The sequence below is a fragment of the Erythrobacter litoralis HTCC2594 genome, from assembly GCF_000013005.1.
Classification (GTDB): Bacteria; Pseudomonadota; Alphaproteobacteria; order Sphingomonadales; family Sphingomonadaceae; genus Parerythrobacter; species Parerythrobacter litoralis_A.
The window spans coordinates 189,343-202,835 of record NC_007722.1 but is presented as its reverse complement, the minus strand read 5'-3'; the positions used below and the strand labels follow the sequence as shown (position 1 = coordinate 202,835).

13 protein-coding genes are annotated in these 13,493 nt (G+C 60.3%); 10 read left to right on the top strand and 3 right to left on the bottom strand.

Translation table 11 applies throughout. The features are described from left to right. Nucleotides 1-210 carry a hypothetical protein gene (locus tag EL2594_RS00830; protein WP_011413135.1) on the bottom strand — a complete coding sequence of 70 codons (210 nt, stop codon included), beginning with the start codon at nt 208-210 and terminating at the stop codon, nt 1-3. Nucleotides 211-551: 341 nt separating this feature from the next. Here EL2594_RS00830 and EL2594_RS15815 point away from each other — a divergent pair, with 341 nt between their 5' ends. The 9 genes from EL2594_RS15815 (at nt 552) to EL2594_RS00795 (ending at nt 9,472) form a co-directional block, all read left to right on the top strand. Next, nucleotides 552-872, top strand: a complete 321-nt coding sequence (locus tag EL2594_RS15815; RefSeq protein WP_011413134.1) for a thermonuclease family protein — start codon at nt 552-554, stop codon at nt 870-872. Further along, complete coding sequence (locus tag EL2594_RS15710; protein WP_267878782.1) at nt 872-1,003, top strand: hypothetical protein; 132 nt, start codon at nt 872-874, stop codon at nt 1,001-1,003. Before EL2594_RS15815 ends, EL2594_RS15710 begins: the two co-directional genes overlap by 1 nt. Then, a complete protein-coding gene (locus EL2594_RS15250; protein ID WP_011413132.1) occupies nt 1,000-1,194 on the top strand; it encodes a DUF6961 family protein in 195 nt (64 codons plus the stop codon). Before EL2594_RS15710 ends, EL2594_RS15250 begins: the two co-directional genes overlap by 4 nt. Nucleotides 1,195-1,486: 292 nt before the next feature. Beyond that, complete coding sequence (locus EL2594_RS00820) at nt 1,487-2,122, top strand: S24 family peptidase (RefSeq protein ID WP_011413131.1); 636 nt, start codon at nt 1,487-1,489, stop codon at nt 2,120-2,122. Nucleotides 2,123-2,391: 269 nt separating this feature from the next. Continuing rightward, nucleotides 2,392-3,543, top strand: a complete 1,152-nt coding sequence (locus EL2594_RS00815) for a phosphoribosyltransferase-like protein (protein WP_041685469.1) — start codon at nt 2,392-2,394, stop codon at nt 3,541-3,543. Between the two features lie 5 nt (nt 3,544-3,548). Further along, nucleotides 3,549-5,468 carry a hypothetical protein gene (locus EL2594_RS00810; RefSeq protein ID WP_011413129.1) on the top strand — a complete coding sequence of 640 codons (1,920 nt, stop codon included), beginning with the start codon at nt 3,549-3,551 and terminating at the stop codon, nt 5,466-5,468. Next, nucleotides 5,461-6,561, top strand: a complete 1,101-nt coding sequence (locus EL2594_RS00805; protein WP_011413128.1) for a hypothetical protein — start codon at nt 5,461-5,463, stop codon at nt 6,559-6,561. The genes EL2594_RS00810 and EL2594_RS00805 overlap by 8 nt, the downstream gene beginning before the upstream one ends. Then, entirely contained in the window at nt 6,558-8,498 is a 1,941-nt protein-coding gene (locus EL2594_RS00800; RefSeq protein WP_011413127.1) for a hypothetical protein, read from the top strand. Before EL2594_RS00805 ends, EL2594_RS00800 begins: the two co-directional genes overlap by 4 nt. Continuing rightward, a complete protein-coding gene (locus EL2594_RS00795; RefSeq protein ID WP_011413126.1) occupies nt 8,495-9,472 on the top strand; it encodes a PfkB family carbohydrate kinase in 978 nt (325 codons plus the stop codon). Before EL2594_RS00800 ends, EL2594_RS00795 begins: the two co-directional genes overlap by 4 nt. Here the strand turns inward: EL2594_RS00795 and EL2594_RS00790 are convergent. Beyond that, nucleotides 9,451-9,936, bottom strand: a complete 486-nt coding sequence (locus tag EL2594_RS00790) for an NADAR family protein (protein ID WP_011413125.1) — start codon at nt 9,934-9,936, stop codon at nt 9,451-9,453. The two genes, EL2594_RS00795 and EL2594_RS00790, sit on opposite strands and share 22 nt — an antisense overlap. A 30-nt stretch (nt 9,937-9,966) precedes the next feature. On the opposite strand from EL2594_RS00790, the gene EL2594_RS15010 reads away from it, so the two are divergent. Next, nucleotides 9,967-10,335, top strand: coding sequence for a helix-turn-helix domain-containing protein (locus EL2594_RS15010; protein WP_081432265.1), 369 nt, complete (start codon nt 9,967-9,969; stop codon nt 10,333-10,335). 242 nt (nt 10,336-10,577) lie between these two features. On the opposite strand, the gene mobF is transcribed toward EL2594_RS15010, so the two are convergent. Continuing rightward, nucleotides 10,578-13,490 carry a MobF family relaxase gene (gene mobF, locus EL2594_RS00785; RefSeq protein ID WP_011413124.1) on the bottom strand — a complete coding sequence of 971 codons (2,913 nt, stop codon included), beginning with the start codon at nt 13,488-13,490 and terminating at the stop codon, nt 10,578-10,580. Nucleotides 13,491-13,493 lie beyond the last annotated feature (3 nt).

Sequence of the window (13,493 nt, the reverse complement as noted above, 5' to 3'; positions counted from 1 at the left end):
TCAGATCATACCATCGTAGATGATCACATAGATCACAAAGGCGAGGAAAAGGACGCTGAACAGGATCAAGCCAACCTTGCCCCACGGATCTGCCCAGGTCTTCTTCCAGGTGTAGGAAGTAAGTCGGTTCTCGGCGATGGCCCGGTCGACTTCGCGAAAGCCTTCCCAGTCCTGCTTGCCGCCGGTGGGAGTATTGTCTGGATCGCTCATTGCTCATTCTCCTTCAGGAGCAAACCTGCACCCTCCCCTCTGGGCTGCCACTCGCGTTGCCGCGAAAATAGCTGAAAACCATTGGGAAAGCGAGCACGGTGTCTTGGCTTGAAGGTCCAGAAATGAAAGAAGGCGGAATGTCCAGGAAGGCGCCCCGCGATAATCTTGTCGAATTCCGGACCCGACGTGACCGGGGCACGGGAGCCGGACGCAGAAGCCTCGTTCTTCTTGGAGCTGGCGGTCTGCTCGTCGGCATTCTTGGAGGCCTGGTGGGTATTTATTGGCCATTTGGATCGGCGAGCGCCGAAGCGCGAACCACACACAGCTTTTCGGTTTGCGGCATGGTCAGGCGGACGTGCGTTGTAGATGGCGACACGATCTGGCTCGAAGGCGTGAAGATCAGGATCGCGGATATCGACACGCCGGAGATCTCGCAGCCCAGATGCGATAACGAATACGCCCTCGGCATCAAGGCACGCGACCGGCTCGTTGCATTGCTCAATGAAGGTGAATTCACTCTCTGGCCCATCGGCGATCGCGACGAAGATCAGTACGGTCGCAAATTGCGTGTTGTCATCCGCCAGGGTCGTTCGATTGGCGACCAGCTGGTTGCGGAAGGATTGGCACGAACCTGGACCGGCAGAAAGGAGCCATGGTGCTGATGCGCGACTGGCGAAGCGATGAAGAGCGGGCACGTGACGATGCCAACGCGTGGAAACTCGAACTTGAGGCTGTGCTGATCGGCGCTGGCCTGCTTCTGATCTATGCCACCACGTTCGGCTCGCTGTTTTGACCCTCACCCGCGACCAGGAACTGTGGGGCATGGCACTGTGGGTCGAAAAGCAACACGGCAAGAACGGCGCTGCCTTCATTGACGACAAGATCGGGCAATTGAGCCGCGCGAAGGACAACCAGGGGGTTGCACTTTGGCAGGACGTGGCCCGCCGGTTGGAGCAGCTGACACTGCGCCGCCGTCCTTCATGACCAGCGGCCTGTCGAAAGAATCGAGATAGGCTTCGAGCCTTTCGATGGTTCTGCGGCGCGGCCTGCGCCCCATCCGGAGGTCGAGTACGAATCGCGGATCGCCAACCGCGCGCCGTCCAAAGCGCGTTGCCGAAATATGATGATCTTTCAGATGCTTTTCGATCCGTTCTAGCAAGGTCATGTCCCATTCGCTCCGACTCGCAAATCCCTTGTGTTCTTGTTATGTTCTTAGTAGGATGGCATCCGCGAGTCTAGGAAAATTCCTACGATCAAGATTCGAAGGACAGGCGAAATGGAACATGTGAGGGAAGAGCTCGACCGGCTGATCCTCAAAGGCGGATATGGCTACGCTTCGATATCGCGGCTGCTCGGCCGCAACCCTGCCTATGTGCAGCAATTCATCAAGCGCGGCTCACCGCGAAAGCTTGATGATGAGGACCGAAAGACGCTTGCCTGCTTCTTTGGCGTCGACGAGCAATTACTTGGTGGTCCCGCCAATCCGGTCACCGACGGAATGGTCGAGATCCCCGTTCTCGATGTCGAGGCATCAGCTGGCTTCGGCGCGGTGGCTGCCAGTGAGACTGCACACACCCGGTTTGGGTTCGACGAGCGCTGGCTGCGGCATCTGACGTCCGCGAAGAGCGCGAGCCTGTCTATCGTTGGGGTCAAAGGTGACTCTATGGAACCCACTCTGAGCGATGGTGACGAGGTTCTGGTCGATGCATCAGATCATGGCTCGCGGCTGCGCGATGGGATCTACGTCCTTCGCTCTGATGATGCTCTCGTCGTGAAGCGGATTGCGATCAAGCCAGGTGGCCGGCAGATCACCATTGCCAGTGACAATCCGGCCTACCCGACCTGGCACGACATGGATCGATCTGAGGTGCACGTAGTGGGCCGCGTCATCTGGTTTGGCCGAGCATTGTAGCGGCAAGACGGGGCCTCTTGCGGGCTTTTGGAGCATAGCAAGCGGACATCATGGAAGCAGTTCGTTTGGGGGCATCCACAAGTTTTCCGCCACCGCTGTTTGGTCATCTCTTTTCTGGAGATATCAAGGCTATTGATTCCCCCAAAGAATTCGAAGGCCGGACCCAAATAAGCGATGCAGTTGGCAATAGTCATAAGTACTGACTCAATCGCGACGCGTTTTTCCGTGCTGGTCAAGCTATGCGAACGGCAGTCTACTGCAGCCTCGACATGATTAACGCTCTCGCCCTCAATCTCATCGCTACCGTCATGAACTGGGACAATGAGCGCGCTACCGCCGAATATGCGTGGCTACGGCTTATGTCGTCGATGAAGTATGATGGCTACTCGGACTTCCGCGCCGGCGTGAGGTTTCTCGAGAGCCTTGTATCCTGGCTGCGACAGTTCGAGCAGCAAGACCGAGAGGCAGCGTACGCTTTCGTACAGGAGCGGATGGTATATATCTCGACCGCCGAGATGCAGCGCATAATCGAGAACTTCATCCCTGAGACCGTGACGCCATACTTGCGCAAGGCTGTGGCCGCCGAGCTTGGAATCAAACCATACGAGGTGTGGCGGACGCAGGCCGGCGCCAAGGCCTTTCTTGAGCATCAGCGCCGTTGCCTCTTTGTGGGGCTGAGCGACGGGAGCCGCATCGACGTACTTCGGCGCGCGAACTCAGGCCGACTGTCGCAGGAGCAGGTCGTACCGATGCTGAACGTCGACAACGAGAAATGGAAGGGCCTTGGCAAGGATCTTCGCGGTGAACTTGGCGACGACGCCCGCTTCCAGGATGTCTACCTCATCGACGATTTCACTGCTTCAGGAACGACCTTCATCCGCTTCCCGGATGGCGAGCCGAAGGGCAAGCTCGCGAAGTTCGAGCAAAACGCCCAAGAGGCGCGCAAGGCGCTGAAGGACGATTTCCCGCTCGCTGACGGCTATACGTTGCATATCCACCACTACGTCTCGACCGCTCAGGCCTGCCAAGCGCTGGAAGGGCGCGTCGCCGAGGCAGGTGAGAAGCTGACAGACCCCAGCTTCGGCGAAGCCCACATTACGGAAGGAATGCGGTTACCTGCCGTTCTTCCGATCGGGACGAGTGGCACAGAAGACGCCATGGTCGCCGTCGCCCCGTCGGACGAACCCTATTTCGGCCTCTGCGGAACCTACTACGACCACAACCTCTTTGAGCGGCTCGAGAAGCACTGCAAGGAGGCAGGACAAGTTGACATGAGGTATGGCTACGCAAATTGCGCTTTACCGCTGGTTCTCGAGCACAACACGCCCAACAATTCAATTCCGATCCTCTGGGCGGAGACTCAGGGCAAGCTCGGCCACCCGATGCGCCCCCTGTTTCGACGGCGCGATAGACACGGATAACGACGATGGCGAACCCCTTTCTGCGCCGCGCGACCGAATACGTCCGTGATGACGCCTCATTCCTGTCAATCGTGAGCCCCACACCGCTCACAACTTTTCTCGCGAAGAGCCAGCACAAGGACGACGTGTTCGAAGTGCCGGTGCGTATCATCGGGTCGCCTGGTAGCGGCAAGACCATGCTGGCGACTCTCGCTGAATTTAAGATGGTCGAGGCAATTCTCAAGGACCTGTCCAACCCCACCAACCGCACACTTGCCGCTGCGCTAGCGAAGGCGGGCTTTCTCGAGTCCGAGGTTCCTCGGGTCGCCGCCGTCCGGGTGCCTATGGAGTCCGAATATCGCGAATTTTGGGAGTTGCCCTACGAGCCGGCGGTTAGGACCAAGCTCGCCTTCTGGCTCGTCCAGGCGCGGGCGATGCTCGGTCTTATCAGGAACCTCACGGCAAACAGGACGCGCGGCCTGGACGGCATCCGGTTCGTGCCTCGCGCCGACTACGAGGCACATCTTGAGCAGATCGGCGGCCTTACCGCCGAAGGAGTGCGCGACAGGGCGCTCGCCGTCCAGCGCGCTATCTACTCCATCGGAGCCGGCCTGCGTCCGCCGAAACTCGCTGACCTACCGGAGGACGCGACTGCCCCCTACGCGCCGTTCGACGCGATCCAGCGCGTTAGCATCGACTGGCGGGGCAAAGAAATCGACGTCAGCCCCCTCGTAATGCTCGACGACGTTCACGCGCTGCATCACGATCAGCTCGAGGCAATGTTCGAAACGCTGTCGCACCGCGAGATGCGTTTCGGCCGTTGGATGATGATGCGCCTCGACGCGCTTAGCCCCGGTGCCGTCCTTCGCTCTCCCGGCGCCCAACCGTCGCACGGCCGCACGACCGGACGCGACTTTGTTGATATCCGCATGCAGGTCAACGAAGAAGGAAAGAAGGGTGCCGCTCGCTCGCAATTCCGCACTATGGCGAAAGACATGGCCAAGCGCTACCTTCCGTTGGTCGAGACACTACGCAACAGAGGCGCGACCGACATCGAGCGGCTGCTCCCCTCCGAACCTCCCACTGTGTCCGCAGGCCAACTTCGCACGTTCGCCGAAAAAGTCGACCGGGAGCAGAGTAAGCTAGGCGTCAGTTCGGTGAGACGGGCAGAGATCGACCAGCTCGTCGCAGACTTCCTCGGTCGCTCGGCCTCCTACGACAACGGACCCGAAGTTGCGCTCGCGATGGTCCGCATCCTGATGCATCGATACGCTGTCCGCATCGCCCGGGCGGCGCCTTCGCTATTCGAAGAATTCGACCCCGACCCAAAGACCCCTCTAAAGGCCGATGCCGATGTCGCGCACGGCGCAAGGCTACACCTGCACCACGAGCTCGGCCGCCCATTCCACTTCGGAATCGACGATATCTGCGACGCTAGCAACGAGAACGCCGAGGTTTTCCTGCAATACGCCGGCGAACTCGTGGCCAACATCGAGACCCGCGCAATCCGAAACGAGGAGTTGCCCCTCCCCTCAAGGGTTCAACAAAAGGTCCTTTCCGGCAAGGCACGCAAGATCATGGAAGGCTGGGCGTTCCCACAGGCCACCCGCGTGCGCTCTCTCGTCGATACGATCGCCAAGGATTGCTTGGCGGAGTCTCAACTACCAAACGCACCGCTTGGTGCCGGAGCCAACGCAGTGGCAATTCTTGAAGAGGAGATGCAGACCCTTCCTCTAGACGACGAACTGGGCGCAGTACTCAAGCACGCCATCGCCAACGGCGCCATAACAATCGAGCGGGAATACGGCCAAGGCGGAAAGCTTTGGGCGCTAATCGAATTGACCGGGACTGTCAGTCTCGTACACGGGCTGACCTATAATCGAGGGGGGTTCTTGCCGAAGCGAGTTGGCTACCTTCGCGAGGCCGCAGGCCTTACCGATGCGTGACCACTGGACCAACTGCATAACTAACTTCGACGATGATGTTGGCGTCTTTGTCGCCGACTATTTCGCCGACGAGAGCCGAAAGGTGCTACTGGTCGCGGCAGCAGGATTCGACCCGCGCTCGCGGCGTGTATCCAAGTTGCTCGCCGACACTCTGGGCGATCGCCTTAGCGCCTATTACATCCGCGAAGAGAGGCCAGGCGCCTCTGAAGAACTCATCACTCGCGCCGAGGCGAACGAGGCCGCTTTAAGGGAGATCGTGCCGGACTCGATGGTCTTTACGATACCTGTGTTCGCCGACGATGGCGCGCCGGTCGGAGGCGCGCGCTTGGTGACCATGATGGCGGAGAACCCGGTCGCCGAAGGTGTCACTGATGTTATCCTCGACCTCAGCGCACTATCGATCGGTGTAGGCTTCCCGGCGGCCAAGCTGCTCCTACTCGACTGCGAGGAGGGGAAGACCAGGACCTTCCACCTAATGATCGTCTCGAACCCCGAGTTAGACGACCGGATCACAAGCGTTCCCTCGGACCGGATCAGCCCGGTAAAGGGCTACGCGCCCGAAGTCGGCCTCAGCACCCTCGACGTGGCGCAAGTATGGATCCCGCAACTCGCACGCGGCCGCGCCTCCACCCTAACCCAAATCGATGCAGCCAGCGAGCGGTGGTATAAGATCTGTCCGGTCCTGCCATTCCCGTCACGCAATCCCCGCCGCGCAGACGATCTGCTCACCGAGTATCAGAACGAGCTCGCCAACGAATGGGAAATTGATCCCCGCGACATCGTGTACGCGTCGGAGCGCAACCCGCTCGACTGTTACCGCACGCTGTCAATGCTCAAGGAGCGGTTCGACCGGACGATGGAGGGAACTTACGAACCGCGCATGGTACTCTCTCCGATTGGCAGCAAAGTGCTCGCAGCCGGCGCGATGATGGCCGCGATCGAGCACGAGATGGCGGTCCAGTATGTCGAGACCGAGAGCTATAACTTCGCAAACGCGGAACCGTCTCCTGACGACCCGGCAGATATGATGGTCCACCTTGTTCTGTCAGGTCCGCTCTACGAAGGCTATTTGGCCAGAGAGGCCGGCGAGTGAACACGCCCATCTTCACCGAGAAACTCGACGCTCTAACGGCCACGCTCGACCTCATGGCCTCGTACGACGTCGGCGGCATCGCTACGGCGCTTGCGCGGGGATGCGACCGCCACGCGCTGGCGATAGGCTCGGGTGGGTCGGCCATCGCGGCGGAGTACTTGCTGCGTTGCCGTGACACGCTCGGCCTCGGACCGACTACCGTCGCAACTCCGATGCAAGGTGTCCTCGACCATCATCGACTTGACGCAACGGACGCTTGGATTTTCAGCGCTGGAGGCGACAATCCCGACGCATGTGCCATCGCTCAGGCGCTAACCGACCGGGAGGCCGCGACCATCAACCTTATTACACGTAACCCCCATGGTGCCGCCGCGGCCATAGTCACGCGGAGTGGTGGGACGGTCCACGCCTTACCCGTTGCCGACGCGAAGGATGGCTACCTCGCGACACATTCGGTCTTCGCCATGACTACAGCACTGCTGCTCGCAAGTCATTTTGTGTCGCGCGAACCTGACACAGTAAACGAGGCCTTGGGAAGAGTCGCCAGTCTGCTCCTTGCTTCGCGGGACGCTGGCAACCGGGACCTGCTTGTAAAGCGCTGGACACCGATCCGTGCGACCGACACAATAATCATTACCGCAGACTCGTCGCTTCGTCCGGTCGCCAGCCTCCTCGATACTTCCCTCTGGGAAGCTTCACTTTGTCAGGTCCAAACCACCGACTTCCGCAACTTCGCCCACGGACGGCACGCGTGGCTGCACCACCGCCCCGATAGTACCATCGTGCTTGCGCTCACCGCGATGAACTCCCGGATCGCATGGTCAGCCATCGAAACCGTCCTGCCCAAGAATGTCCGGCGCAACGTGCTCGACTACAATGCAGGTGGACGTCTCGACAACTTGCTCGGAATCGTCGACGGCCTGTCGCATATTGAGGCGATTGGCGAGGTTCTAGGTGTCGATCCTGGAAAACCGGGCCTGGGCGATTTCGGACGGGCGATCTACGACGACCGTTCGCTGGAGGTGACGGCGATGGAGCTCCGGCCGCGCATCCGACACAAGCTAGCCGCGATTGCCAAGGCGGATAGACCGATGGCCGACGAACCAGGCCTCGTAGCCATCGGTCACCATCACCTTGAGACGCTCGCCGCCGCAACAGTCGGTGGCGCTGTGTTTGACTACGACGGCACAATTGTCACAACCGAGGGACGGTTCAGTCCACCGTCACAGGAGATCCTCGACGAGCTGATCCGCCTGCACCGCGCCGGCGTTTGCCTTGGTATCGCAACCGGACGTGGCGGGTCAGCCGGCGAAGATTTGAGGAAGGTCCTGCCACCAGACGTGCTCTCGTCACTGCTAGTCGGCTATTACAACGGAGGACACCTGCGGACCGCGGACATCGACATCAAGGGTGACCCGCCCAGACAAAATCCAGCTATCGCCGCAACGGCGGCGTGGCTGGACGAGCGCGACGACCTGTTCGCGAGTAAGGAGTTCAAGTCCGGACCGGTCCAGATCGGCATTGATATGGAGAACTTGCTCCGTCCATTCCGCTTCCCCCTAGACATGGCGGAATGCCCACTGGTCTCGAGCGGCGAGGTCAGGATATCTGGCTCGGGACATAGCTTTGACGTCGTTCCATCGACGTCGTGCAAGTCCGCGATCGTCGACGCTGTACGTCGCAAAATCAATCCGGACGCCGCCGTCCTGTGCTTCGGGGACAGCGGCTCGCGCTTTGGGAACGACTACACACTCCTCGCTCACCCACACGGTATTAGCGTCGGCGAGGTTTGTGGCGCGGCAGACGGTTGCTGGTCGCTGTTTGGCAGAGCGTTGACGGGACCGGATGCCCTTCTCAAGATATTAAGGGCTCTGGTAAAGTGTCCTACGGGTGAGATTCGCCTCGACACCGCCGCGTTGGCTCTCGACACGCCATGACCAAAGGGATACAAAAGGAGAACATGGAAATCGCGACTCAACTACAATATCGATTTGACGTCGCGGGCACCGGACTGACGGTCCTCGACCGCATCTATACGGATGGCGACCTCGCCGACGAAGCGCTCGGAGGGTCGTGCGGCAACGTGCTGCTTTCTCTCGCCATGCTTCACCGAAACGTAGTGCCGGTGATTACGATTGGAGACGACGACGAGGGCCGGCGGCTCGTCGCAGAGTTCGTCGAAGCTGGCGCAATCGTCGATCACATCTATCGCAAGGCCGGTGTGCGTTCACCGATCATCGCTCAGGATGTGGACACCGCTTCCGGCGTCCACGGCTTCAGATTCGTTTGCCCAGACACCTACGAGTCGCTGCCTCAATACGAACCCATAAGCGAGAGCGAGGCCGCATCAGCTTTGCACATCCTCACTCAATGTAGCGTTTTTTACGCTGACCGACTGTCCTCTGGGATAATCCATGCAATGAGAGCAGCTAAGCTCTCAGGCGCTATCGTGTTTTTTGAACCGTCCGATGTCGACCACGACGAGTTGTTCAGAGAAGCGTTGGAACTGACTTCGATCTTGAAATACTCGGTCGACAGGTTGGGCGATCGTCTCGCAGAACTCGAATACGACTGCATACGGATCGTGACCCACGGTGCCGATGGCCTCGAGGTCCACCATGACGGGAGCGCCGTTTGGTGCTCTGCTGTGAGCGCGCCTGCCATCCTTGATACATGCGGTTCGGGCGACATGGTCAGCGTCGGCGTGATTGACTGGATGTTGTCGTCAGGCGTTAGCGCTGAAAGCCTTGATGTAACCTACCTTCTTGAGGGTGTGTTAGCAGGGCAAAGACTTGCAGCCGAGAACTGTGCCTTTGCCGGCGCTCGCGGCCTGTTTAAGCAATGCGGGCCGGCCTACGCTCGCGAAGTGCTGCGGGAATGCCCTGACCGCTACTCGGCCGCCTCCAAGTAGCCCGCGGATTCTAACCGCAGATCCTCGCGGATCTCCATCAGCAATATGCCAAGCATGTTCCTGCCGGAGCCGTTGACCTCGCCCCATAGTCGGTTAACCTCGTTGTCTACGGTCGCAGACTCCACCAGTCTTGCCTCACCCGTCGAAAGAAGCAGGTCCTGCAGGTCAGAATGCTGCGTAAATTTTGCGCGGAGCACCTCGCGCATACGATCGAACTTGGTCTTCGACCAACCGGGGGCGATGTCCCAGTAGTACAGGCCATGAGCCGCCATTGCGAGGAGCGCTGGTGACGGTGCCGCCAAGAGCCATTTGCGAACCTCGGGCTTACGGGCCTTCCCAGCCTGGTAGGCGTGCTCGCTGGTGGCGAAAACTTCGCCTTCGAACTCGATGGGCCGGCGGTAGAGATTGCTAAAGGCACCGTAGGGTTTTTCGCTCGCCCGATAGAAGCGGATTTCATCGATCATTGCGAATGCCTTTCTGTCTTGCAAATTCGCATGATTTCATACATGCAGATTTGCATGGAATCAACCCCTTCTGAATTGAAAGCGCTAAAGCGCCAGATAGCCGCGGCGGCGGCTAGAGAGGGCCTAAGTTATGCAAAAATAGCAAGAATTTGCGGTGTTCATTCCAGCCAAGTCAGTCGCATATGCCGCGGTGAATTTCGCCGCATCAGCCAGAATGTCTTGCAAGTTTGCAGTGCACTCGGATTGTCAGGCCCGTTTGCCACGCCCGACATGCAGAGCGATCGCGGCTGGCGCCAAGTTGAAGCGAGCGCGCGACGCTTGTGGGAAGCAAGCGATCGCGACAGCGACAGAGTATCCCGCCTTCTCGAGGTCATTGGCACTTTCCGTTCAAAGCCTTAGCGAACGTGCGGCGAAGGCCATGCCATGATCGATCAATATGCTTCGCACGCTATAAGTCTTTTCGATGTCGTGTGTTGCGCAAGCCTCTCCTTCCAAGGCCCCTAATAGGATCGCTCGTCGAGTGATGGGGCGACCAATGATGGTGCCTGTTTCTGCTGTTCTATAAGTCGTGAACAAACCGCAGTTTCTGGTTCCCTTAGCCAGACTGTAGAATGACTGATATTGGTGCACGAAGCGGCCGCTCAAATCCCGAAATCCAGCGTCTTGCTCTTGCTCCGGGTCAGCTCCTTCTCGGCCTTGTTAGCCTCTTCCGGTTTCAGCTGATCGACTCCGCTACCTTTCGCTGCAGTAGACTTCACGCTTCCCGTGACCTCGAGGGCCGACGCCTTCTCGCCCTTGTTTCGGGCAACGGCCGCTCCGAGCTTTTCCGCATTGTCGACCACCAGCGTCAGATGGTCGCGAAGCCTCGTGACCGTCACCATGAAGGTCTTCTGGTTCGACAGATTGCGCTCGGAGCTGGTCATCACCGCGATACCGCGATCCGATGTCAGGCCCTGCGCCATGTGCGCGTTGAGCGCATAAGCGAGGTCGATCCGCTTGAGCATCGGATCGTCCCTCTTCAATTCGACCTGGTCGCCCTGGGAGGTTTCGAAGGTGATCTTGCCGCCTGCTATTGCCACCACTCTGGCCTGGTCGGCGTTGAACAGACCGCGCCGGTGATCATTGCGGGTCCAGCGGATCCGGTCGCCTTCGTGGATTTCGAGTTTGCGCGGTTCGAGCAGCGTCAGATTTTCGTCACCCTTCCCCGCTTTGATCCGCGCAGGATCGAACCGGAACCGCTTGCCACGCTTGTCCTCGACCTCCACCAGCCTCCCTTTCCGGTCCTGTCCGAGAACGCGATACTCACCAACGGAAAGGCCGAGAGCCTGCTGCTTCCTGGAGATCTCGAGCACCTGTCCTGCCCGGTAGGCCGGGAGATGCCGTAGCTCTTCCCTGGTCGCGTTCACGCGGTCAAGGACATCAAGCTTCATCATGCCCGGGCCGATCTCGCGATTGGCGAGGAGGCCCTGCTGGACCGCTGCGTTGACCGCGGAACGAATTGCGCGTCCCGAAGCGTAGATCGAAGTACGGGCGCGGGTTTCCTTGTCGAGTGCCAGCCAGGTTTCAGCGGCGACCTGCGCGCCATCGCCCTTGGCCTCGACGGTGTGCGACTTCAGATGGCGAAGTGCGTTGCGCACGTCGCCTGCCTGGGCTGATGCCTGCGCTTCGCGCACGACCGGGTCTCGGGCGCGCAGGTTCGTAGCCATTTCTGCGCGCGCGATCCCTGCCCGCTGAAGCAGTGCGAACGGCTTGCCCGCGTCGACCGCGCCCAGCTGTTTGCGGTCTCCTATAAGGACCAGTCGATGAACGCCTGCGAGATTGGCGAGGCGAACGAGCTTCTCCTTGTCCTCGTTCGAGACCATCGAGGCCTCATCGAGTACCAGCACATGATCCTTGAGGCTCGCCTGCGCTTCGGTGCGCAGTGCGACATTGCCCGGATCGCCGAGCAGCTTTGTCCAGCCTCGGAGAAAGCGCGCCAGCGTCTGCGAGCCGATCCCGGTTTCGCGCTCAAGCATCTGGACGAGGGTATTCTGGATCGCAAGGCCGATAACCGGGTGTCCTTCATCGCGCAGCACCTCGGCGACAGGCTTCAAGACACTGCTTTTACCGGCCCCTGCGATGCCCTGGATCGCGATCGTCCGATCCTTTGACGTGAGGATCAGCTCCGCCGCCGCCAATTGCCCCTCATTGAGCCGGAACCCCTGCCCCGTGGCCGCGGCCGCCTGGACAGATGCGGCGGCCTTTTGCGGTTCAATCGCCGGCGAACTGTTGCCCTTTCCGGCGGCGACCTCGGACAAGATCCGTTGTTCGGTCACGACGGCTTCGCGCGATGCAAGCCAGCCCTTGTGCTCGCCCTTGCCCGAAATCAGGTCACCTGAACGCACCAAAGCCCTAGTCCGCTTCTCGACATCGGCAATCGTGGCCGGCAGCCCGAAATCGAGCGCGGCCTTGTAAAGCGCGGTGCGCTCGAACGCTGCTTCGCGCTGCGAGAGGTGGCGAATTGCCGAAGCAACAGCCTGCGCTGCGGCGATAGTCTGGCGGTCCTGCTTTAGCACCGATGGTGGCACCAGGGGATCGGCAGGATCACCTCTCACATGCGCGGCAAAGCGACTGAGCCATGCCCGCCCACGCTCGACCAGCGAGCCGATCCGCGTGGCTTCCATGCTTTGCCCGAGCGCATTTGTCCGTGCGCGATCGACCAGCGGCGTAAGGTCGAGCCCGATCGATTGGGCGGTCTCGCTCCACTGTTTGCCGAGGGTCGCGCGGTCCTCGATTTCCTCCTTGCTCGCGCGGGTATCGAGCGCAGCGATGCGGCCGGCTTCGAGGCCCGGACCGCGCCGCGCCTCGAGCACTTCCTTGCGGCGTGTCGAAAACGCCATGATCTGCTCGCGCGAAATCCCGCGCGCCTCGAAATTGCCGTGCTTGAGCACCGGACCCGGCTCGTAGCCAAGCTTTTCGACGGCGACGCGAAAGCGCGCCATTGCTATCGAGTTGAGCGTGGTATTGAGCTGCCACAGGCGATCGTTCTTGAGCGTTCGCCACTTGCCGTCCTTCCCTTGCGTGACGTTGGCGATGACCGCGTGGAAGTGGAGATTGGGCTCCTGGTTGCGGTTGGTGTCATGCTGGAACAGGCCGACAGCGAGATTGCCTGTCGCCTGAGTGACCATCTTGCCCTTCTCGACTATCCGGGTCTCGGCCGCGTTCTTTTCGGCCCATTGCAGCGCCTCGACGACGGCTTCGCGGTAGGCAGCGATGATCCGTTCGTCCTTCCCGACAAGCGCCAGAAGCGACCAGCTCTTGGGCACAGAGAAGGAGAGATCGGTCCCGGGCCGGTGCGCCTGTCCGGGATTGCCGACGCTGCTGCCGTCGGGCAGCTCGCCGCGCAGCAACGCGTCGAACGCCTTAGCCTCGACCTTGCCCTCAAGACCTAGGCGTTTGGCGCCGCCGCCGATCCATTGACCCGAGCGATCGGCATCGGCGCTGGCGTAGTAATTGTCGGAGGCGAAGTAGCTTGCCGCCGCCGTTGGCGAGCGGACATTGGCGACGGAAAGCATGGG

What these genes read in the sequence shown, in the direction of transcription:
- EL2594_RS00790 (WP_011413125.1), bottom strand. Translation starts at nt 9,936, where the DNA reads ATGATCGATGAAATCCGCTTCTATCGGGCGAGCGAAAAACCCTACGGT.
- EL2594_RS00830 (WP_011413135.1), bottom strand. Translation starts at nt 210, where the DNA reads ATGAGCGATCCAGACAATACTCCCACCGGCGGCAAGCAGGACTGGGAA.
- EL2594_RS00820 (WP_011413131.1), top strand. Translation starts at nt 1,487, where the DNA reads ATGGAACATGTGAGGGAAGAGCTCGACCGGCTGATCCTCAAAGGCGGA.
- EL2594_RS00810 (WP_011413129.1), top strand. Translation starts at nt 3,549, where the DNA reads ATGGCGAACCCCTTTCTGCGCCGCGCGACCGAATACGTCCGTGATGAC.
- EL2594_RS00815 (WP_041685469.1), top strand. Translation starts at nt 2,392, where the DNA reads ATGATTAACGCTCTCGCCCTCAATCTCATCGCTACCGTCATGAACTGG.
- EL2594_RS15710 (WP_267878782.1), top strand. Translation starts at nt 872, where the DNA reads ATGCGCGACTGGCGAAGCGATGAAGAGCGGGCACGTGACGATGCCAAC.
- EL2594_RS00795 (WP_011413126.1), top strand. Translation starts at nt 8,495, where the DNA reads ATGACCAAAGGGATACAAAAGGAGAACATGGAAATCGCGACTCAACTA.
- EL2594_RS15010 (WP_081432265.1), top strand. Translation starts at nt 9,967, where the DNA reads ATGATTTCATACATGCAGATTTGCATGGAATCAACCCCTTCTGAATTG.
- EL2594_RS00805 (WP_011413128.1), top strand. Translation starts at nt 5,461, where the DNA reads ATGCGTGACCACTGGACCAACTGCATAACTAACTTCGACGATGATGTT.
- mobF (WP_011413124.1), bottom strand. Translation starts at nt 13,490, where the DNA reads ATGCTTTCCGTCGCCAATGTCCGCTCGCCAACGGCGGCGGCAAGCTAC.
- EL2594_RS15815 (WP_011413134.1), top strand. Translation starts at nt 552, where the DNA reads ATGGTCAGGCGGACGTGCGTTGTAGATGGCGACACGATCTGGCTCGAA.